Annotated in this window: 18 protein-coding genes and 2 pseudogenes; 8 read left to right on the plus strand and 12 right to left on the minus strand. The window is 62.4% G+C overall.

Annotated elements, in window-relative coordinates:
• Nucleotides 1-45: 45 nt before the first annotated feature.
• The gene (rimO, locus tag GO499_RS10880) at nucleotides 46-1,407 is read left to right on the plus strand and encodes a 30S ribosomal protein S12 methylthiotransferase RimO (RefSeq protein WP_161863935.1); all 1,362 of its coding nucleotides are present in this window, start codon (nucleotides 46-48) and stop codon (nucleotides 1,405-1,407) included.
• Between the two features lie 123 nt (nucleotides 1,408-1,530).
• Here rimO and GO499_RS10885 read toward each other — a convergent pair whose 3' ends face one another.
• The 9 genes and pseudogenes from GO499_RS10885 to GO499_RS10920 all read right to left on the minus strand — a co-directional run bounded on the left by GO499_RS10885 (nucleotide 1,531) and on the right by GO499_RS10920 (nucleotide 10,861).
• Entirely contained in the window at nucleotides 1,531-2,541 is a 1,011-nt protein-coding gene (locus GO499_RS10885; protein WP_161862205.1) for a type 2 periplasmic-binding domain-containing protein, read from the minus strand.
• Between the two features lie 361 nt (nucleotides 2,542-2,902).
• Nucleotides 2,903-3,598 (minus strand): phosphate regulon transcriptional regulator PhoB, encoded by a 696-nt coding sequence (gene phoB / locus GO499_RS10890; RefSeq protein ID WP_161862206.1) that lies wholly within the window; start codon nucleotides 3,596-3,598, stop codon nucleotides 2,903-2,905.
• Nucleotides 3,599-3,603: 5 nt separating this feature from the next.
• Nucleotides 3,604-4,308 (minus strand): phosphate signaling complex protein PhoU, encoded by a 705-nt coding sequence (phoU, locus tag GO499_RS10895; protein WP_284154692.1) that lies wholly within the window; start codon nucleotides 4,306-4,308, stop codon nucleotides 3,604-3,606.
• 20 nt (nucleotides 4,309-4,328) lie between these two features.
• Complete coding sequence (gene pstB, locus GO499_RS10900; protein WP_161863937.1) at nucleotides 4,329-5,126, minus strand: phosphate ABC transporter ATP-binding protein PstB; 798 nt, start codon at nucleotides 5,124-5,126, stop codon at nucleotides 4,329-4,331.
• A gap of 47 nt (nucleotides 5,127-5,173) precedes the next feature.
• Nucleotides 5,174-5,977, minus strand: a pseudogene (gene pstA / locus GO499_RS19910) (phosphate ABC transporter permease PstA); the annotation flags it as partial.
• Between the two features lie 555 nt (nucleotides 5,978-6,532).
• Nucleotides 6,533-6,961 (minus strand): annotated as a pseudogene (locus tag GO499_RS19915) (DUF3333 domain-containing protein); the annotation flags it as partial.
• 13 nt (nucleotides 6,962-6,974) lie between these two features.
• Nucleotides 6,975-8,351, minus strand: a complete 1,377-nt coding sequence (gene pstC / locus GO499_RS10910; RefSeq protein ID WP_161862207.1) for a phosphate ABC transporter permease subunit PstC — start codon at nucleotides 8,349-8,351, stop codon at nucleotides 6,975-6,977.
• Between the two features lie 103 nt (nucleotides 8,352-8,454).
• Nucleotides 8,455-9,435: a substrate-binding domain-containing protein gene (locus GO499_RS10915; protein WP_161862208.1), complete on the minus strand. Its 981-nt coding sequence runs from the start codon at nucleotides 9,433-9,435 to the stop codon at nucleotides 8,455-8,457.
• A 124-nt stretch (nucleotides 9,436-9,559) separates the two neighbouring features.
• Nucleotides 9,560-10,861 carry an ATP-binding protein gene (locus GO499_RS10920; protein WP_161862209.1) on the minus strand — a complete coding sequence of 434 codons (1,302 nt, stop codon included), beginning with the start codon at nucleotides 10,859-10,861 and terminating at the stop codon, nucleotides 9,560-9,562.
• 178 nt (nucleotides 10,862-11,039) lie between these two features.
• On the opposite strand from GO499_RS10920, the gene GO499_RS10925 reads away from it, so the two are divergent.
• The 4 genes from GO499_RS10925 (at nucleotide 11,040) to ptsP (ending at nucleotide 15,755) form a co-directional block, all read left to right on the plus strand.
• On the plus strand, nucleotides 11,040-11,495 hold the full coding sequence (locus tag GO499_RS10925) for a DUF1178 family protein (protein WP_161862210.1): 456 nt from the start codon (nucleotides 11,040-11,042) through the stop codon (nucleotides 11,493-11,495).
• 130 nt (nucleotides 11,496-11,625) lie between these two features.
• On the plus strand, nucleotides 11,626-12,174 hold the full coding sequence (locus GO499_RS10930) for an outer membrane beta-barrel protein (RefSeq protein WP_161862211.1): 549 nt from the start codon (nucleotides 11,626-11,628) through the stop codon (nucleotides 12,172-12,174).
• A gap of 87 nt (nucleotides 12,175-12,261) precedes the next feature.
• Nucleotides 12,262-13,491 (plus strand): aspartate kinase, encoded by a 1,230-nt coding sequence (locus GO499_RS10935; protein ID WP_161862212.1) that lies wholly within the window; start codon nucleotides 12,262-12,264, stop codon nucleotides 13,489-13,491.
• Entirely contained in the window at nucleotides 13,491-15,755 is a 2,265-nt protein-coding gene (ptsP, locus tag GO499_RS10940) for a phosphoenolpyruvate--protein phosphotransferase (RefSeq protein ID WP_161862213.1), read from the plus strand. The genes GO499_RS10935 and ptsP overlap by 1 nt, the downstream gene beginning before the upstream one ends.
• A 324-nt stretch (nucleotides 15,756-16,079) precedes the next feature.
• On the opposite strand, the gene GO499_RS10945 is transcribed toward ptsP, so the two are convergent.
• Nucleotides 16,080-16,574 carry a GNAT family N-acetyltransferase gene (locus GO499_RS10945; protein WP_161862214.1) on the minus strand — a complete coding sequence of 165 codons (495 nt, stop codon included), beginning with the start codon at nucleotides 16,572-16,574 and terminating at the stop codon, nucleotides 16,080-16,082.
• 179 nt (nucleotides 16,575-16,753) lie between these two features.
• On the opposite strand from GO499_RS10945, the gene GO499_RS10950 reads away from it, so the two are divergent.
• The 3 genes from GO499_RS10950 to GO499_RS10960 all read left to right on the plus strand — a co-directional run bounded on the left by GO499_RS10950 (nucleotide 16,754) and on the right by GO499_RS10960 (nucleotide 18,854).
• Nucleotides 16,754-17,365, plus strand: coding sequence for a flavin reductase family protein (locus GO499_RS10950; protein ID WP_161862215.1), 612 nt, complete (start codon nucleotides 16,754-16,756; stop codon nucleotides 17,363-17,365).
• Nucleotides 17,366-17,429: 64 nt separating this feature from the next.
• Entirely contained in the window at nucleotides 17,430-18,305 is an 876-nt protein-coding gene (locus GO499_RS10955; RefSeq protein ID WP_161862216.1) for an S-methyl-5'-thioadenosine phosphorylase, read from the plus strand.
• Between the two features lie 75 nt (nucleotides 18,306-18,380).
• Nucleotides 18,381-18,854, plus strand: coding sequence for an adenine phosphoribosyltransferase (locus GO499_RS10960; RefSeq protein ID WP_284154991.1), 474 nt, complete (start codon nucleotides 18,381-18,383; stop codon nucleotides 18,852-18,854).
• A gap of 177 nt (nucleotides 18,855-19,031) precedes the next feature.
• Here GO499_RS10960 and GO499_RS10965 read toward each other — a convergent pair whose 3' ends face one another.
• Both GO499_RS10965 and GO499_RS10970 read right to left on the minus strand, forming a co-directional pair.
• On the minus strand, nucleotides 19,032-20,447 hold the full coding sequence (locus GO499_RS10965; RefSeq protein WP_161862218.1) for an FAD-binding oxidoreductase: 1,416 nt from the start codon (nucleotides 20,445-20,447) through the stop codon (nucleotides 19,032-19,034).
• Nucleotides 20,448-20,449: 2 nt separating this feature from the next.
• Complete coding sequence (locus GO499_RS10970; protein WP_161862219.1) at nucleotides 20,450-21,271, minus strand: MBL fold metallo-hydrolase; 822 nt, start codon at nucleotides 21,269-21,271, stop codon at nucleotides 20,450-20,452.
• Nucleotides 21,272-21,313 lie beyond the last annotated feature (42 nt).

Raw genomic sequence — 21,313 nt, forward strand, 5'->3', positions numbered from 1 at the left:
ATGTCTCTCCTTGAAAAACCGCCCGGCTCCTGCCAAACCCGCGCAATGAACAACCCGCCCGATCTCCGCCCGGATCTCGCCCGCGCCCGCGTGCCCGATGCCGCCCGCCCCGGCCAGCCGACCATCGGCATGGTCTCGCTCGGCTGTCCGAAGGCGCTGGTCGACAGCGAGCGTATTCTCACCCGCCTGCGGGCCGAAGGTTATGCCATCAGCCCCGACTATGCCGGCGCCGAAGCGGTGATCGTCAATACCTGCGGCTTTCTCGACAGCGCCAAGGCCGAGAGCCTGGAAGCAATTGGCGAGGCCCTGTCTGAAAACGGCCGCGTCATCGTCACTGGCTGCCTCGGAGCGGAGCCGGACTACATTACCGGTGCGCATCCTTCGGTGCTCGCGGTCACCGGCCCGCACCAGTACGAACAGGTGCTCGACGCCGTCCACACCGCCGTGCCGCCCAGCCCGGACCCGTTCATCGACCTGTTGCCGGCCAGCGGTGTTACCCTGACACCTCGGCACTACAGCTACCTCAAGATTTCCGAGGGCTGTAATCACAAATGCAAGTTCTGCATCATCCCCGACATGCGCGGCAAACTGCAAAGCCGCCCGGCACATGCAGTCCTGCGTGAGGCGGAGAAGCTGGTGGCTGCCGGGGTCAGGGAACTGCTGGTCATCAGCCAGGACACCTCCGCCTATGGCGTCGACATCCGTCACCGGGTGGAACGGGAACACCGGGCCCACATCACCGACCTTGCCCGTGATCTCGGCAGTCTCGGTGCATGGGTGCGTCTGCACTACGTCTATCCCTACCCGCATGTGCGTGATCTGATCCCGCTGATGGCCGAGGGCCTTATCCTGCCCTATCTCGACATCCCCTTCCAGCACGCCCACCCGGAGGTGCTGCGCCGCATGGCCCGCCCGGCGGCGGCGGCGAAAACGCTGGACGAAATCGCCGCCTGGCGCGCCGTCTGCCCCGACATCACGCTGCGTTCCACCTTCATCGTCGGCTATCCCGGCGAGACGGAGGAAGAGTTCCAGACCCTGCTCGACTGGCTGGACGAAGCACAACTGGACCGTGTAGGCGCCTTCCAATACGAAAATGTGGCCGGCGCCCGCGCCAACGCCCTGCCCGACCACGTTCCCGACGAAATAAAGGCGGAGCGATTCGAAAGGTTCATGGAAAAGGCCCAATCCATTTCCGCCGCCAAGCTGGAGGCAAAGGTCGGCACCCGGCTGGAAGTGATCGTCGACAGCATCGAAGAGGACGGCGCGACATGCCGCACCAAGGCCGATGCGCCGGAGATCGACGGCAACCTGTTCATCGACGAAGGCTTCGAAGGATTGCGCCCGGGCGACATCGTCGAAGTGCTGGTCGATGAGGCGGGGGATTATGATTTGTGGGGCAGGTTTTAGGTCCGGTCGCTATTGATCGCCGATATGCCGACCAGGGACCGGTCTAGCTGGTCCACCAGAAGGGTTTGCGCCGCCCATCAAAAGTCGGCGGACCGGGCGGCACTTGTGTGCCGCCCGCCAGTTTCAATGGGTCTGGCCTTCGCGATAGGCCGTCAGGGTCTGGTCGATCAGGTTCACCAGTTCGGCGCCCGGCAGGCCCTCGCTGTCGGCCTGTGCGATCCAGGCTTCGCGGACCGGTGCGGCAACGGTGGCGCGGAATTCCTCGATCTGGGCGTCGGGCAGTTGCACCCGCTCCACTCCGAACATTTCGAGGATCGCCGACCACTTGTTGATCAGGTCGGTGTAGTACTCCAGGTAATGTTCCAGCGATGGTTCCACCGCGGCGTCGAGGATGGCACGGTGTTCGTCGGACAGTGCCTCATAGGCCTTGATGTTCACAACCACCGGGCAGTTTGTGCTGCCCGGGTTCAGGTTCGCCGTCCACCATTCGGCAAGGTCGATCGTCTTGAACGAGAAATGCGCGTGCTGGGCAAAGGACGCGCCGTCGACGATCCCTCCCTGCATGGCATCAAACGTCTCTGTCGCTGTCAGGTTGACCGTCTCGGTCCCGATGGAGCGCAGCGCCGCCGCGACACCGCCTGTGGCACGCAGCGTCTTGCCCTCAAACCAGCCGAGACCCTGCGGCGCCTCGCCCCGGCCGACGATGTTGTACTGCGGCAGCGGCGTCGGCATCAGCAGCTTCGCGTTCCACTTGGCCATCTCGGCCGCCACGGCGGGATGCTGGTAGACGGCGAAGCTGACAGCCTGTTCCTCTTCTAGCGTATCGACCCCGTGGAACGGCAGTTCCAGCACGGAGACGCCACGATTTTTTTCCGGGTGATAACCCGAGCAGAATTGCGCCATTTCGAACTGGTCGGCGGCGATGCCCTCCAGATTCTCGCGGTTGGAGGCAAGTCCGCCATAGCTGATGTTGATCTTGAAGCTGCCCTTGGAGTCCTTCTCCACGTAGTGCGCAAGCTTTTCCACATGTTCCGTGAAAGCCCGCCGCGAGCCCCAGAGCGAGACGTTCCATTCAGTGGCGTAACTGGCCGTTCCGCCGCACAACAGCAGCAGCATTCCGAGTAATCTGATCATCCAATCATCCCAATTTCCGCGCCCGCAAGGGCTGTTCAAGCTCAACGCCAGAGGCGTTCAGGACAGCGAACCGTTCGGTTCACCCCCGGATAACTCCACGCGCCTGCTCTTGAAGCAAAAGCCCGGTACGGCACACCTTCAGGCAGGCCGATGCAAGGGCGGCATGCAACGACGATACATGTCAATCGCACAATCACGCGCGGCAGAATCCGGCCCCAGCCGGAAACCCCGGATCACGTAACAACAGAATGTGGTAGAAAATAGGTGAAGTTGCGCTCTGCGCAAAGCTCTTATTCCTGTGCGCCATGCAGGACAGGCGGGCACAAGGGCCAGCCCCCTGCCGACCCTTCGCCCGGAACGCTCACCGCCCCCCGTAGGTTTCGTCCAGCGCATAGCCGGAGGAGCGAACCGTTCTTATCGGATCCTGCTCGCCACGCTTGTTCAGCGCCTTCCGCAGCCGTCCCACATGCACATCCACCGTCCGGATCTCCACATAGACGTCATGGCCCCATACTCTGTCCAGCAACTGCTCGCGGGAAAAGACCCGGCCCGGACGCTGCATCAGCACGTCCAGCAGGCGGAATTCGGTGGGGCCGAGGTGGACGTCTCGGTTGGAGCGGCGCACCCGGCAGGTTTCGCGGTCCAGCGTGATATCCGCGAAGGTCGCAACGTCCCCGGCAATCGTCGGGCGCGTCCGGCGCAGCACCGCGCGCATGCGCGCCACCAGCTCGCTCATGGAGAAGGGCTTGGTGACATAGTCGTCCGCCCCTTGCTCCAGCCCGCGGATCCGGTCCTCTTCCTCACCCCTGGCCGTGAGCATGATCACCGGAATGTCGCGCGTCTCGCTCTGCGCCCGCAGCCGGCGGCAGATTTCCACGCCGCTGACATTCGGCAGCATCCAGTCAAGCAGCACCAGATCCGGCTTCTGCTCGTCCACCGCCATCAGCGCCTCGTCGCCATCGAATGTCAGGGCAACCTCGAACCCCTCCTTGCCCAGATTGTAGGAGAGAAGCTGGCTGAGGGCCTCTTCGTCCTCAACCACCAGAACCTTCGCCATTTTTTCTACTCCAGATCCAGTCCCAGCGGCTCGCCCTTGGGTCGGTCATCGCCCAGCGGTTTGCCCTCGACAATATAGTGGATCATCTCGGAGATGTGGGTCGTGTGGTCACCGATCCGTTCCAGGTTCTTGGCGATGAACAGCATCTGGCTGCCCGCGCCGATCATGCGGCTGTCTTCCATCATGTAGGTCACGACCTCACGGAACAGAGCGTTGTACATCTCGTCGATGTCCACGTCCTTCTGCCACACGGCCACGGCCTTGGCGGTATCGCGGGAAGTATAGGCGTCCAGCACTTCGGTCAGTTGCGCCAGTGTCGCGCGCCCCATCCGCACGATGGATGAGGTGATCGTCAGCGGACCGGCCTTGGAGAACATCATCGCCCGCTTGGAGATGTTCTTGGCCAGATCGCCGATCCTTTCCAGCGTTGAGCAGATCTTGAGGGCGGATATCAGCACGCGGAGATCCTGAGCCATTGGCTGGCGCAGCGCGATGACGGTCGTCGCCATCTCCTCGATCTCCATCTCCAGCGCGTCGATCTTCTTGTCGGCGTCGATCACCTTCTGGGCGAGAGCCTTGTCGCGTTTCTCGACGGCTTCCAATGCCTGCCGCAGCAGATCCTCCGCCTTGCCACCCATCTCGGCGATCTTCGCCTGGATTGCGATCAGGTCGTCGTCAAAGCTCTTGACGATATGCGGTCCCATATTCATGCCCCTGCCTCGGAAATGTATCAGCCAAACCGGCCGGTGATGTAATCCTGCGTGCGCTGGTCCACGGGATTGGTGAAAATCTTCTGGGTCTCGTCATACTCCACCACTTCGCCCAGATGGAAGAACGCCGTTTTCTGGGAAACACGCGCCGCCTGCTGCATGGAGTGCGTAACGATCACCACCGAAAAGCTCTCGCGCAATTCGTCGATCAATTCCTCCACCTGCGCCGTGGCGATCGGGTCCAAGGCGGAACAGGGCTCGTCCATCAGCAGAACTTCGGGAGCGGTGGCAATGGCGCGTGCGATGCACAGGCGCTGCTGCTGGCCACCGGACAGGCCGGTGCCGGGGGCATCGAGGCGGTCTTTCACCTCATCCCAGATGGCTGCCTTGCGCAGCGATTTCTCCACCACCTCGTCCATGTCGGCCTTGGTGCTGACAAGCCCGTGGATGCGGGGGCCGTACGAGATGTTGTCGTAGATGGATTTCGGGAACGGGTTCGGCTTCTGGAACACCATGCCGACCTTGGCCCGAAGCTGCACCGGGTCCACCTTGCGGTCGTAGATATTGCCGCCGTCCAGCAGTATCGACCCCGTGACCTTGCAGATCGAGATCGTGTCGTTCATGCGGTTCAGGCAGCGCAGGAAAGTGGATTTGCCGCAACCGGACGGGCCGATAAACGCTGTCACCGTCTTGTCGAGGATGTCGACGTCCACGGACTTGATCGCGTGGTTCGTGCCGTAGAAGACATCGACGTCACGCGCCTCGATCTTCACGTCGGCATGTTTCACCTTCTGATCTGCCAGTCTCATGTTGGTCATGTCGGAACCTTCCATCTGCCCACGCCCTTCGATTTCTTCCAACTCGCTTACCATCTGCGCTCAAACCTCTTGCGCAGGAATACGGCCAGCGCATTCATTACCACAAGGAACAGCAACAGCACACAGATGGCAGCGCCGGTTCGTGCCTCGAATGCCCGCTCCGGGAAATCGGACCAGCGGAACACCTGCACCGGCAACACCGTGGCGCTGTCGGTGATGCCCGTCGGAATATCGACGATGAACGCCACCATTCCGATCATGATCAGCGGCGCGGTCTCGCCCAGTGCCTGTGCCATGCCGATGATCGTGCCCGTCAGGATGCCGGGCATCGCCAGCGGGAACACATGATGGAAGGACGTCTGCAACCGCGATGCCCCCAGCCCCAGCGCCGCGTCGCGGATCGACGGCGGTACGGCCCGGATGGAGGCTCGCGAAGCAATGATGATCGTCGGCAATGTCATCAGTGCCAGCACGATACCACCCGCCAGCGGCGAAGACCGCGGAACGCCGAAGAAGTTCAGGAACACCGCCAGACCAAGAAGACCAAAGACGATGGAGGGAACGGCCGCGAGATTGTTGATGTTGACCTCGATGAAGTCGGTCAACTTGTTCTTCGGCGCAAATTCCTCAAGGTAGATCGCGGCAAGCACACCGATCGGAAAGGCCAGCGCGAAGGTCACCAGCATCGTCCAGAACGTCCCGACAGCCGCCCCCCAGATGCCGGCAAGTTCCGGCTCGCGACTGTCTCCGGACGTGAAGAAACGGGTGTTGAAGACCGTCTCCAACTCGCCGGCATTTCGCAGTGTCTCGATCCAGACCACCTGCTTGTCGGACACCTTGCGCGCGTTTTCCGGCAGTTCGTGGATATAATAGCCCCAGTCATCCGGTGCGAACTCTTCCGTGTCGCCAATTGGCACGACGATGTTGCCGATGCCGCCCTGCGTGTTCAGTTCCGTAAGTTTTATCCAGCCCGTGCCGACCTTCAGCAGAATGGACGGTGCGGAATCGGCCAGCGCCTCGGTACCGCCGGCCTCGGAAGCCCGCCGCTCCAGGTCTTCGGCGATGGCAAGCAGGCGATCGCGTTCGGTCGCACGGCTGACGGCCTCGGCCTCCAGTTGTGCCTTCTGGTCAGCGTCCGTGGCGCTGGCGGCGCGTGACTCGAACGCCTCCACTCCCCGTTCCTGCAACCCCGCCTGTCGGCGCTGAAAGGCGGCTTGCTCCAGCAACTCGCCCTTCACCGTGCCAAGCGCCTGGGCGAAGTCGTTGGCGGACGAGGAAACCATGACGGTATCCTCTTCTTCCGTGCGGATGATGCCTAGGGTGCCTGCGTGCGGCTGGGACTGCAACCGACCGAAATCACCCTTCATGTAGAGGTCGGTGACGTCGGAGGCCAGCAGTGTGAACGGCTCTGTGCCGCCAATCAACGAAGGGTCGGACATCACCCGGTCGCGCAACTCGAAAGTCGCGCCGCTGGAGACGATGTCATAGAGCTCGCGTCTGTCGCTGCGGGACGTGGCGGAGGGAAAACGCTCCTTGAGAGCATCCTTGACCAGCCCGCCGAAATCGGCCCGGCCGATCTCCGTGGGATCACCGGTGCCTTCCGGGTCCACTTCCTCCGGCGGCAGCGGTACTTCCAGCGACACGTAGCTTTCGCTGAGGGCGCCCGAGGCCTGCTTCAGCACGGTGCTCAGCAGGGTTGCCAGCGCCAGCCCGGCCAGGAAGATAGCGGCAATGCCATAGGCCTGAAGCCGCCACTGCGCCGCCTTGCGTTTCTTCAGCCGGTCCGCGGAGGCCTTGCTGCCGTGATGCGCGGAAAGATCTGCCATATCGACCATGGGTCAGCGGTCCTCAATCGTAAAGTTCGCGGTACTTGCGGACGATCCGCAGGGCGATGATGTTGAGCGCCAGCGTGACGCAGAAGAGTGTGAAGCCCAGCGTGAAGGCCGGCCCGGCGGCCGTGGATGCCTCTGTATCGCCGGTGATCAGCATGACGATCTGCACCGTCACGGTTGTCACCGCCTCCAGCGGGTTCAGCGTCAGGTTCGCGCCCTGCCCCGCCGCCATCACCACGATCATCGTCTCGCCCACCGCCCGGGAAATTCCCAGCAGCACGGCAGAAACGATGCCCGGCAGCGCCGCGGGCAACACCACCTGCCGGATCGTCTCCGCCTTGGTGGCACCAAGGCCGTAGGAACCGTCACGCAGGCTCTGCGGCACGGAGTTGATCACGTCATCGGACAGCGAAGAGATGAAGGGGATGATCATGATCCCCATGACCACCCCTGCCGCCAGCGCACTCTCCGACGCGACGTTCAGGCCGATGGCCTCTCCCGTCTGTCGGATGAACGGCGCCACGGTGATCGCAGCGAAGAAGCCGTAAACCACTGTCGGCACACCGGCGAGTATTTCCAGCATCGGCTTCGCCCAGGCCCGCACGCGCGGAGAGGCGAAGTCGGACAGGTAGATCGCGGCGAACAGGCCCACCGGCACCGCCACCAGCATGGCAATCACGGTGATCAGGAACGTGCCCGCGAACAGCGGCACCGCCCCCACCTTATCGGCGTCGAGGTTACCCTCGTGAACGCCCGAAAGTGGGCTCCAGCGCGTGCCGAACAGAAACTTGTCCACCCGCCAGCCGATGTTGTTGAAGAAATTCAGCGTCTCGAAGATCAGGCTGAGCACGATGCCCACGGTCGTCAGAACCGCGAGTACGGCACAGGTCAGCAAAGACCAGCGGATGATCCGCTCCACCCGGTTGCGGGAGCGCCATTCGACGCTGATCTGGTTCATCGTGTAGAAACCGGTGGCGACGGCAACACCCAGTGTCAGCAGAATTGTCGCCCAGAAACGCAGCGCGTCGATACCGGCATAGCGTTCCGCGATCGCGGTACGCAGTTCACCCTCGCGGCTGGAAATGCCGCCGCCCGCCTGGGATATCGCATCCCGCAGGACCAGTTGCCGCTCGATCCGCAGGCTGTCCGGCAGCGCATCGGCAATCTGGCCCATCAGCGTCGCCTGAATGTACTGGCCGAACCCGATGGTCACCAGCAACAGCGTGGCAAATCCGGCCAGCAGGACCCAGAGAAACGTATAGAGGCCGTGATAGTTCGGGCGCGAGTGCAGATTCGAGAGCTGACCGCCGCTGACGGCCCGGGCCCGGTTGCGGCCCATGAAGAGGAAGCCCGCAGCAATCGCGAAAACGAGCAGGATAGTCATGCCGAGCATCGGACAGGTTCTCCGCCGGAAGCCGTGTCAGGCTTCGGTCTTGAAGTGTGGTGGGAGCACGGGGGCGAAACCCCGTGCTCCCGAGGATTTCAGGCGAAGGGGATCAGTCCCACTCGTTGCCTGTCATCGGCGTCAGGTTCGCAACCGCATCCGCGTTCGCTTCGAACGCTTCTTCCTGCAGCGGGATCAGGCCCTTGTCGACCAGGTAACCTTCTTCACCGGCAGCCGCTTCGGAAGCGAATTCCATGGCATATTCCTGGATGCCCGGAACCACGCCGACATGTGCAGCCTTGATGTAGTAGTAGAGAGACCGGGAAACCGGATACTCACCACCGGCGATGTTCTCGAACGTCGGCTCAACACCATCGACGTTCGCGCCTTTGATCTTGTCGGAGTTCTGGTCGAGGAAGGAGAATCCGAAGACGCCGAGGGCATTCGGGTTAGCTTCCAGCTTGGAGACGATCAGGTTGTCGTTCTCGCCGGCGTCGACATACACACCATCTTCACGGATGGAGATGCCTTCGCACTCGATGCCTGCGCCTTCACAGCCCTCTTCCATCACCAGTTCCTCGAACGCGTCGCGCGTACCGGAGGACGGCGGCGGGCCGAGAACTTCGATTTTCGTTGCCGGCAGGGAAGGATCGACTTCGTTCCACATCATCGGCTTCGGGCCCTGCTCGGCCAGCGCGGTGACGAGTTGTTCGCGCGTGATGGAGAAGGACGGGCCGGAGATCGCATTGGCGACGACGATGCCGTCATAGCCAACGATGGATTCAACAACTTCGGTCACACCGTTCGCCTGGCACTCCTCGAACTCGGAAGCCTTCATGCGGCGCGAAGCGTTGGTGATATCGGGGTGCTCTTCGCCGACACCGGCGCAGAAGAGCTTCAGACCGCCGCCGGAACCCGTGGATTCAACGACAGGGGTGTTGAAGTCTGTCGTCTTGCCGAACTGCTCGGCAACCGCTGTCGAGAACGGGAAGACAGTGGAGGAGCCGACGATGCGGATTTCATCGCGGGCCTGGGCAGCGCCGGCAGCGATGGACGCCGCAGCCGCGAGCGTGACGAGTTTGGTGAGTTTCACGGGAAATCTCCGGTTTTCTCTACGTTTCAAGGTTAGCGGGCACGAGTTGCACGCCTGCCCGCACACTAGGCAGCGCGCGATGCAGTTTTATTGCGTTTGAACAACAGTTTTGTGACACTGCAACTTACTGAAAGTTGGCAATTTTTCCAACATTGCCGTCCGAATCTGCTTCGTTTGCGACAGGCAACCACAGCGTAAACGTGCTGCCGTGGCCCGGTTGAGATTCGATTCCCAGTGCGCCGGAATGGCGGTTCAGAATATGCTTGGTAATCGCCAGACCCAACCCTGTGCCACCCTTGTCACGGCTCTGTCCCGCGTTCACACGGAAAAACCGCTCCGTCAGACGATGCACGTTTTCCCGCGCGATCCCCGGGCCGGTATCGATGACACTGATGCCCGCCTGACCCGGATATTTGGAACTGGGGTCAGCCGGTCTTACGCGCACCTTCTGGCCCTGGCCGCCGTACTTGATCGCGTTGTCCACAAGGTTCACCAGCACCTGGTTAAGCTGATCGCGGTCGCCCAGCACGGTCGGCCCCGGCTCATCCGTGCTGATCTCGACCTGCAACAGCACGTCGTTCTGCGTTGCCAGCGGGAACAATGCGTTCGCCGCCTCAGCGGCCACGGCATGCAGGTCCAGCCGTTCTTCCGGTCGCACATGGGCATTCATCTCGATCCGGCTCAGGCTCATCAGATCGTCAACCAGCCGCTGCATCCGGCTCGCCTGTTTCATCATGATGCCGAGGAACAGTTCCCGTGCCTCCGGGTCTTCCTTGGCATGGCCCTGCAATGTCTCGATATAGCCGAGGATGGAGGCCAACGGCGTGCGCAATTCATGGCTGGCATTGGCCACGAAATCGGTGCGGGCCTGAAGGCTAGCCTTGTCCCGCGTCCGGTCCTCGATCTGGAAGATCACATGCGCCTCTTCGCCGAAGTCGCCAGCACCTGCCGGCAACATGGATGCCCGCGCCTCGAAAAACCGTTCCCGTTCCATCATCATGGCAAAGGTGCATTCCGTGTCTTCCCGCGTCTCGAACACATGCTCGACCGCCTCGACAAAGGCAGAGGCCCGGATCACCCCGGAATAATGCATACCCACCGTCGCCCTCGGCAGGATCGCCATCGCCGCCGGATTGGCATACACCAGCCGTTCGCTCTGTGAGATCACGATCAGCGGTGCCGGCATTTGGTGCAGCAGCGCACGGCCCAACCCCACCGGAAACCCGGCCCTGTCTTTGGTTTGCGGTGTATGCGGCGCGGGTGCCGCAGCCCGGCGACGAAGGGCAGCGCCAAGCGCCCAGGCCGTACCGCCTGCCGCCAGCACAACCGCCGGGCCGGAATGCTCGGCGCTCGCGCTAGCAAGCGCCGCACTCCCCCCGAAGACGGCAGCCAGACCCAGCATCCAACCCTTCATTTCGCCTGCCATAGCGGTCCCCGTCTGCGGTTGCCGGATCCGCTCCCGAACACCGGAGCGCAAACGCCTGTCCATGGCGCGGCATTCATCGACGTCGCTCTAACATTCCTGTGCAGGCGAAAGAAGAAGGATTGTTTTCATTCTTCTGCAATATATGTGTCATCAAGAGACCAATCGCAGAGCAGTGGTGATGATCAGATTCGCGTTGAAATGCAAACAGGGACACCAGTTCGAAAGCTGGTTTGGTTCCGGAGCCGATTATGACAGGCTGGCAGCTGCCGGTCATGTCTCCTGCATCGTCTGCGGCGAATCCAGCGTGGAAAAGGATATCATGGCTCCGCGCGTCGCCAGTTCCGGCACCGATCCGCAAAAGGGCGACGCTGCGTCGAAGGAGCCGGATGCTGCCCGCCCCCTCTCTGCCCCCGCCAGTCCGGCAGAGGCGGCCCTGCGCAAACTCCGGACGGAAATCGAGAAGAACAGCGAAAATGTGGGCCGCAACTTCGCCGCCGAGGCACGAGCGATCCACAATGGCGAGGCACCCGAGCGCGCCATCATCGGTGAGGCCCGTGCCGACGAAGCGCGCGACCTGATCCGGGACGGCATCAAGGTCGCCCCCCTGCCATGGTCATCCCGCAAGTCGAACTGAAGCATTTTAACTGCTTTCCCGGCACGTTAACTCGATTTTAACGCCGTTAACTCGCCATTCCGAACCGGGTTAAACACATTATCAACAGAAGTGATGCAACCTTTACCCCGCACAGAGGGTTAGGGGTAACATGATGCGGAAGATGCTGTTGATTGGCATTTTAACTTTTGGCGCGGCCTTTCCGGCCAGCGCACAGGACTCTTCAGACAGATTTTCAGGTTTCGCTCTCTACTCGGGAACAGAGGCCGTCGGCACTTTTTCCGAAGGATCGGCCACGAAAACGGTCGGCGGCTTCGCAGGTGCCAGCTGGTCCCACGGCCGTCTCTACACCGCCGTGGAGGCACAGGCAGCCATCGGTCTCGGCTTTGCTGAAGATCTCGGTTCCGCCTTCGAACCGCACCGCACCGCCAGCCTCAGCGCCTTAGCCGGTGTGCACGCCTCGCCCAACCTCATCCTTTACGGACGGATCGGCGCAGCCTACGCCCATCTCCGCGCCCGCCGGGCCGGCACCATCGACCACGAACACGCTACCGGCCTGCGCCTCGGTGTCGGCGCAGACTACCGCATCACTCCCAACTATCGCCTCCGGTCGGAGCTGGGCCGCAACTACCTTGGCGGTGTCGATGCCGAACGGCTGGAGCAGACAGAAATCCGCTTCGCCCTCGTCCGCCGCTTCTGACACGCCCTCGCGCCTGCATCTTGCAGCCGCTCTGCCCCTTGGCTAAGAGAGGCGCGTCAAACGCGCCATTCCAAAAGGGCAGATCCCATGCCACGTCTGGTCATGAAATTCGGCGGCACCTCCGTCGCCGATCTCGAACGGATTGAAAACGCCGCCCGCCTCGTCCAGCGCGAGGTCGAACGCGGCTATCACGTCATCGTCATCGTCTCGGCGATGTCGGGCAAGACCAATGAACTCGTTGGTTGGGTCAATCAAACGTCCCACTTCTACGACGCCCGAGAATACGACGCCGTGGTCTCTTCCGGAGAGAACGTTACCGCCGGCCTGATGTCGCTCCGCCTGCAACAGATGGGCATCGACGCCCGCAGCTGGCAGGGCTGGCAGGTGCCGGTACGCACCACCGCTGCCCATGGCGCCGCCCGGATCGAGGAAATCGGCACAGCCAATCTCGACGCAAAATTCGCCGGCGAGATGCAGGTGGCCGTCGTCGCCGGTTTCCAGGGCCTGTCGCCGGAAAACCGCATAACCACGCTTGGCCGCGGCGGATCGGACACCACCGCCGTCGCCTTCGCCGCCGCCTTCGGCGCGGAGCGCTGCGACATCTATACCGACGTGGACGGCATCTACACCACCGACCCGCGTGTCGCCTCAAAAGCACGCAAACTCGACAAGATCGCCTACGAAGAGATGCTGGAGTTGGCCTCTCTCGGCGCAAAGGTCTTGCAAACCCGGTCCGTAGAGCTTGCAATGCGCTACAAGGTGCGCCTGCAGGTGCTCTCCAGTTTCGAGGACAAACCAGGCACGCTTGTCTGTGACGAGGATGAAATCATGGAATCCAACGTAGTCTCCGGAGTCGCCTTCCAGCGTGACGAAGCCAAGATGACGCTGCTCGCTGTCGAGGATCGCCCCGGCATCGCTGCCGCCATCTTCGGCCCACTGGCCGAGGCCGGCATCAATGTCGACATGATCGTCCAGAACATCTCCGAGGAAGGCCACACGGACATGACCTTCTCCTGCCCGACGGATCAGGTCGCCCGCGCCCGCAAGGCGCTGGAGCAGGCCATGGCCGACGGCACCGTCGCTTATGAAAATCTCGTCACCGACGACAATGTCGCCAAGGTGTCAATCGTCGGCATCGGCATGCGCAGCCACGCGGGCGTCGCTCAGCAGATGTTCCGTGCCCTGGCGAACGAAGGCGTGAACATCAAGGTCATCACCACCTCGGAAATCAAGGTCTCGGTGCTGATCGACCGCAAGTACCTCGAACTGGCCGTCCAGTCGCTCCACGACGCCTTCGCGCTCGACAAGGCCGGATGATGCCCCATTCCAGCGCGGTGGAGTCGCGCGTCCTTCTCAAGCGTCTGCAAACGGCCCTCGCCGAACCGTTGGGGGCCGATGCGGGCCAGCGCAGGCTGGACAGGATCACCGCGATCGTCGCCGAGGGTCTGGCGGCAGAGGTCTGCTCCATCTACCTGCGCCGGGGCGCCGATCTCGAATTATCCGCCACGACCGGCCTCAATCCGCAGGCTGTCCACCTGATCCGCATGCGCGTTCGCGAAGGCCTCGTCGGTCGCATCGCCCATACTGCGGAACCGATCAACACCAAGGATGCACCGCGCACGCGCGGATTCCAGTACTTCCCGGAAACGGGCGAGGAGATCTTCGCGTCCTTCCTCGGCGTCCCCATCCAGCGCCTCGGCGAGGTGCTTGGTGTGCTCGTCGTCCAGAACCAGACGCCGCGCGACTACACCGATGACGAGGTCCACGGCCTGGAAGTTGTTGCCATGGTCATCGCCGAGATGGCGGAGTTCGGCGTCTTCACCGGCACCTCGGAAACCGATGTGCCCGGCCCCCATGCCCTGCCCTACTATACCAAGGGCGTCATCGGCCAGGAAGGCGTCGCCGAAGGCCATGTCCTGATGCACGATCCGCAGGTCGCCATCTCAAATCCGGTGGCCGACGATCCGGCGGCCGAACAGGCCCGCCTTGCCGAGGCGCTCGAAGGCATCCGCGCCGAGATCGACGAGATGCTTGGCGCCGACTACCTCGCCGACGGTGGCGAACACCGCGAAGTGCTGAACGCCTGGCGGATGTTCGCCCACGACAAGGGCTGGGTCCGGAGGATGCAGGCCAGCATCGATGCGGGACTCGCCGCCGAGGTGGCTGTTGAGCGCGAGCAATCGGAAACCCGCGCCCGCATGTCGCGTGTCACCGACATGTACCTGCGTGAACGCCTGCACGATCTCGATGACCTCTCCAACCGCCTGCTGCGCCGCCTTACCGGGGCCGCCAACCACAACGGCGACATCCCCGAGGATGCGATCCTCGTCGCCAGAAACATTGGCCCGGGCGAGTTGCTCGACTATGGCCGCGCATTGAAGGGCGTGGTGCTGGAGGAAGGCTCCGTCGGTTCGCATGCCGCCATCGTCGCGCGCGCGCTAGCCATTCCGCTTGTCATCCAGGCCGACCGCATCACCCGCGAGGCAGTCGCCGGCGACCACATCCTCGTCGACGGCGACCAGGGCCTCATCCACCTGCGACCGGAGGACAATGTCGCCGAGGCCTTCCGCGCCAAGATCGACATGGCGGCCGAGGCGCAGGAGGCCTATGCGGCCCTGCGCGACAAACCCGCCGTCAGCCGCGATGGCATCCGGGTGGCGCTCCATATGAACGCCGGGCTGATGGCCGACCTGCCCAGCCTGGTTCCGTCGGGCGCCGAGGGCGTCGGCCTCTACCGCACGGAACTGCAGTTCCTCGTCCGTCGTACCGTACCGAAGCGCAGTGATCTCGCCGCGCTCTATTCAAAAATCCTATCGTCGGCCGGCGACAAGCCCGTCACCTTCCGCACCCTCGACATCGGCTCCGACAAAGTGCTGCCCTACATGAAACGCGACCCTGAACCGAACCCGGCGCTCGGCTGGCGCGCGATCCGCGTCGGCCTCGACCGCAAGGGGGTCATGCGCATGCAGCTGCAGGCCATGCTTCGGGCCGCCAACGGCCGGCCGCTGCGGGTGATGTTTCCCTTCGTCGCCCAGTTCGACGAGTTCCGAGAGGCCCGCGCCCACCTGCTGGATGAGGTCGAACGTGAGCGCAAGCTCGGGCACCCGGTCCCGGACAGTCTCAAGATCGGCGCCATGCTGGAAACCCCCAGCCTCGCCTTCGCGCCGGACCAGTTTTTCGAGATGGCGGATTTCATTTCCATCGGCGGCAACGATCTGAAGCAATTCTTCTTCGCCGCCGACCGCGAGAACGAGCGGGTGCGCCGCCGTTACGATACGCTCAACGTCTCGTTCCTGACCTTCATCGAACAGATCGCCGCCCGCTGCGACGGCCACGATACGCCGGTCAGCTTCTGTGGCGAGGATGCCGGAAGGCCGGTGGAGGCGTTGGCCTTCATCGCCATGGGCCTGCGCAACCTGTCGATGCGCCCGGCCTCGATCGGCCCGGTAAAGCGGATGATCCGCAACACCGATGTCGGCGAGGCCCGCGATGTCATCAACCGCGCCCGCCGTTCGGGCGAGCAATCGGTTCGCAAGGAATTGATGGCGTGGATCAACGCCCGCGGCATCCCCGTTGCCTGACGGCAGCCATACCGAACCCATACCGTTTCCATACCAAACCCATATTCACCTGGGGGCGCAGAATCGGCGATTCGCGGTCCGGTCAATCCGCGCGAAGCGCCCCCCGGAACGGGGGCTCGGGATTGACGGGGCCGCGACTCGTCACACAGGATCGAACAGGTGCGTTGAGGGCGCAGAATGCCCCCTCAACCACCTCCCAGGCAAAGAAGTTTCACCGCACAGCTTACCGATGCCAGATATTTTCACCCGATCGTCCGACGCAGGTGCCCACCGCCCCCATCCCCGATGGGGGCTTGCAAGACGTGATCGCGTCAGCGATCCCCGCTAATCGATGAAGCGCCGCACCAGCCCGGAAACGCCGGCGAAGGCGCCCGGCTGCAGCTCCTGCCCCATCACCCTGTCCGGGTTCGTTGGCGGTGGAAACTCTATGAAATTCAATACGTTGAAACCAAACCTTCGGTAGTAGGGCGCATCGCCGACCAGCAGAACCCGCGCCCAGCCGGCCGCCCGAGCCGCATCCAGACCTTCCCAGATCAACAGCCCGCCCAGCCCCTCACCCTGTCGTGTCGGATGCACAGCCACCGGCCCGAGCAGCAGGGCACTGTCGCCCCCGTGCCCGATCCTCACCGGCCAGAAGCGGATCGCCCCGGCAACAATCCCCGCCTCGTCCCGTGCCACCCGGCTCAGCTCCGCCAGCGCCGGCACCCCGTCGCGCAGACGATAGGAACTCAGCGCCGTCCGTCCCGGCGCGAAGGTGAGGTCATAGAGGTTCTCCACCTCATCCGCATCGGCGGGTTGTTCCGGCAACAGAGTGTACATGGGAGAGAGGCCGTCAGAAATTCAAAACGAAATCAAGATCTTGCGCGGGTCACAGGCCGCAGGGACCATGCCTCTTCGTCGTCCGTTCACCGCAGTGCTCCAAGGCATTCCCGCTCTCCCTCGACACCGCCCTAGCATGGCGCTAGACCCATCTCAAAGCCAATTTCCCGGAGCCATCCATGTTTTACCGCCCCGGGCAGGACGCACACGGCCTGCCGCACAACCCCTTCAAGGCCATGGTCGCCCCACGCCCGATCGGATGGATTTCCGCTATCGACGGCGACGGCCGTGTCAACCTCGCGCCCTACAGCTTCTTCAATGCCCTCTCGGATAGCCCGCCCATGGTGATGTTTTCCAACACAGGTGCGAAACCAGACCGGCAGCGCGGAAAAGACAGCGTCTCAGCGATCCGCGAGAGCGGTGAATTCGCCGTCAACATCGTCTCCTACACACTCCGCGATGCCATGAACGCCACGTCCGGCGGCTACGACGCGTCGGTTGACGAGTTCGAGACGGCGGGTCTGGAAAAGGCCGCCTGTGAACTGATATCCGCCCCTCGGGTCAAGGCCGCCCCCGGCAATTTCGAGTGCAAGCTCTGGAAGATTATCGACCTCCCCGGCGAGAGCAACATTATGGTCATTGGCGAGGTCATCGGCATCCACATCGCCGAATCCGCGCTGACCGATGGCATCTTCGACCTGACGAAGGTCCAACCGCTGTCCCGACTTGGTTATCGCGACTACGCCGCCGTCACGGAACTCTTTTCGCTGAACCGTCCCGGCCAGTCCTGACGGGTTGACATTGCCCGGTGCGCACGGGTTCCTGACGACAGGAAAAGGCAAGGAGACAAGGGCGATGAAAACGATGATCGGTGTGATCGGCGGCAGCGGGCTGTACGAGATCGAGGGCCTCGAAGGGGCGAAGTGGCAGACGGTCGAAACGCCATGGGGCCCGCCCTCCGACGACGTTCTCACCGGCACACTCAACGGCGTGAAAATGGCCTTTCTTCCGCGCCACGGTCGCGGTCACGTGCAAAGCCCTACCTCTATCAACTATCGCGCCAATATCGATGCGCTGAAACGTCTGGGCGTCACCGACGTCTTCTCCGTTTCCGCTTGCGGCTCCTTTCGCGAGGAGATGGCACCCGGCGACTTTGTCATCGTCGACCAGTTCATCGACCGCACCTTCGCGCGTGAAAAGAGCTTTTTCGGTCCCGGCTGCGTCGCCCATGTCTCCGTTGCACACCCCACCTGCCCACGCCTCGGCGCCGCTGCCCGCGCCGCCGCCGAAGCCGCAGGCGTGACGGTGCACGACGGGGGAACCTATCTAGCCATGGAAGGGCCTCAATTCTCCACGTTGGCCGAATCGAAGCTCTACCGCGAGGTCTGGGGTTGCGACGTGATCGGCATGACCAACATGCCCGAGGCAAAGCTCGCCCGGGAGGCCGAGCTTTGCTATGCATCGGTTGCCATGATCACCGATTACGACAGTTGGCATCCCGATCACGGAGAGGTCGAGATCACGGAGATCATCGCCACACTGATGGGCAACGCCGACAAGGCCCGCGACATGGTTGCCCGCCTGCCCGCCCTGCTTGGGCCGGAACGTGAGGATTGTCCTCACGGGTGCGACAAGGCACTGGAATACGCAATTCTTACGCAGCCACCCGCACGCAACGAAACTCTCGTTGCCAAGCTTGATGCGGTCGCCGGCCGCGTTCTCAACCGCTGAATCCAAAGAGGCAAACACTTGAAAACCGTCAAGGATTACATCCGCACCATCCCCGATTTCCCGCATGAGGGGATCATGTTCCGCGATGTCACCACATTGTTCGGCGACCCACGCGGGTTCAGGTTGGCGGTCGATCAGTTGCTGCATCCCTATGTCGGCCGCCGGATTGACAAGGTGGCCGGACTGGAAGCACGTGGGTTCATTCTCGGAGGGGCCATCGCCCACCAGCTTTCCATCGGCTTCGTCCCCATCCGCAAACAGGGAAAGCTACCGGGCAACACGATTTCCCAAGGCTACAAGCTGGAGTACGGCGAGGCGGTGATGGAAGTCCATGAAGATGCGATAGAGGCGGGCGAGTCGGTACTGCTGGTCGATGATCTGCTGGCAACCGGCGGTACAGCTGAAGCCGGGCTGAAGCTGATCGAGAAACTCGGCGGCAATGTCGTCGGGACTGCCTTTATCATCGACTTGCCGGAATTGGGCGGACGCAAGCGCCTTGAGGATCTTGGCATGGACGTACATGCGCTATGCGCCTTTGAAGGCGACTGAAAAATTGTCGGTTTGGCGACAAAAACAGAAATTGAAGCGGTTTTGGTAACCTCTTGGTAACCAAAATGGCTGCATTCTGTCTTTGCCTTCCTCGTAAGGCACTGCTTGCAAATCAGGCCTCGGTCTGGAATTCGGCGCCTCCTCTCACCCCGGGGAGGCGCCATTTTTCTTGTTGTCTCAGACCCGCAACACCGCACCGGGGTTAAACAGGCCTTTTGGGTCCAATGCCCTCTTGATTGCCCGCATTGCCAGCAACTTGCCGGGGTCGCCGAACCGTTCCAGATCACCAGTTTTCAGGCGACCGATGCCATGTTCCGCACTTACGGAACCTCCCAATGCATCCGTCACTTCGTGAACGCAGTCTTTAATAGCTTTGTAGCGCCCCTCGTACTCGGAGCGATCTCCGCCCTTGGCGGGGAAGACATTGTAATGCAGGTTGCCATCGCCCAGATGGCCGAAGCAGTTGATGCGGATGTCCGCACCCATCGCCATAAGCAGCGGCCCTGTCCGCTTGATAAATTCGGGCACTTTTGAAACCGGAACCGAGATGTCATGGCTGGAAATCGCGCCGATCAACCGGTTCGCCTCCGGTATCCGCTCCCTCACTGCCCAGAAATCCTGCCGCTGCCCCTCGCTCTGGGCAATCAGCGCATCGATGACGCCCTTACTCATCGCGGCTTCCAGCGCCGCCATCAGCCGCTCTTCCAGCCGGCCACCATGGCCGCTGCCAAGTTCGACCAACACCGACCAGGCGGGAATTTCGGCAAAAGGCTGCGGCGCGTCGGGCACCTTTTCGGCCAGGAAACGATAGCCCTCTGCACTCATGAGTTCGAAGGCGGTAATCGTGTCGTCAACATGGTCCCGCATGATATTCAAAAGTGTCAGGGCAGCATCGGGATCTTCCACGACCACCAGCGCAGTCGCACGCTCGCGGGCGGCCGGGAACATCTTCAAACTTGCAGCGGTTATGATGCCGAGCGTACCTTCCGAACCGATCAGCAAATGCCGCAGATCGTAACCGGTATTGTCCTTGCGCAGTCTTTTCAGACCGTTGAACACTGTTCCGTCCGGCAGCACCGCCTCCACCCCGAGACAGAGATCGCGGGCATTGCCGTAGCGCAGCACCTGCACGCCGCCGGCATTGGTTGCCAGATTACCGCCGATGCGCGCCGAACCCTCCGCCGCCAGCGACAGCGGAAACAGCCTGTCCGCCGCCGCGGCCGCCGCCTGCACATCAGCGAGGATGACCCCCGCCTCGCAGACGAGAACATTGTCGCGGGCGTCAACATCGCGGATACGGTTCATCCGCTCCACCGACAGCAGCATCGCGGCTGGGCCATCCACCATGACCTGGCCACCGACCAGCCCGGTACCACCGGCATAAGGCACGATGCCGACATCCATCTCGTTGGCCAGCTTCACCAGCGTAACCACCTCGAACAGATCACGTGGTCGGGCCAGCAGCGGTGACGTGCCGGTGTAGCGTCCTCGCGGTTCCTGAAGATATCCGATGTCCGGTAAGGAGAAGATCGCAGGGTCCATCCGCTCCCGGAATGTTTCCTGAAGCGTGGCATCGAGCGGTTGGAGAGGCATGGTCAATCCCAGTTGGCGGGCCGGTAGGCTCGGGGCAGAAGAACCCGGATTGTAGGAGTCCGCGGCAGGGTCCGCAAGGAAACGGTCGTACTGCTTTCACCGTCGTTCTCGATCTCGAAATCGTCCTGAAGGCCGGCGATGAAACGCTGAAGGGTACTGTCGCCGAACCAGTGCATCGGCAGAACCAGTTGGGCTTTCACCCGCTCCATCACGCTGATCATCTCCGCAGTGGGCAGGGTCATTCCGCCATCGACAGGTACCATCACCACATCCAGACGCCCCAGCAACGCATATTGCGCGTCCGAAGGTTCGTGATGCAGGTGGCCAAGGTGGCCGATGCAAAGCCCCGCCGTTTCGAAGATGAAGATGGAGTTTGCATTCTCCTCCCGTCCGCCGAGGCCGGCGCGAATATCGGTGGTAACGTTTCGGATCAGCAATTCATCATCGAGCGAAAGGCTGTGGTCTGCCGGTTCCCCGAAATCTCCCCAGCCACGCAGAATATGGGGAATGTCCGGGTTTGGCGTGGCGGTCCAATGGCTGGAATGTGCCCGGTTCATCGTCACCACGTCAGGCAACGGCGCCTCTGCTCCAAGATAGCCGGTGTAATCCGTGGCAATCCCGCGCCCCGTCGGCGTTTCTATCAGATAAGTGGAGTGGGAAATGTAGCTCAGCCGAACTTCTTCGCGGGACAGACCCTCGCCATAGGATGCGAACTGGATGTTGCGGAATTCGCCCTCGGAAAGGGCAATGCAATGGCTTTGCAGATCCTGAGCCTGTACGACCCCCGGTATCACGAAGGACAGAGCCAAGAGAAGGCTACGCATTACGGCATTCCTTTCCTGCTGATCACTGCAAGAATGCGGCAA

Source organism: Algicella marina (genome assembly GCF_009931615.1).
Lineage (GTDB): Bacteria > Pseudomonadota > Alphaproteobacteria > Rhodobacterales > Rhodobacteraceae > Algicella > Algicella marina.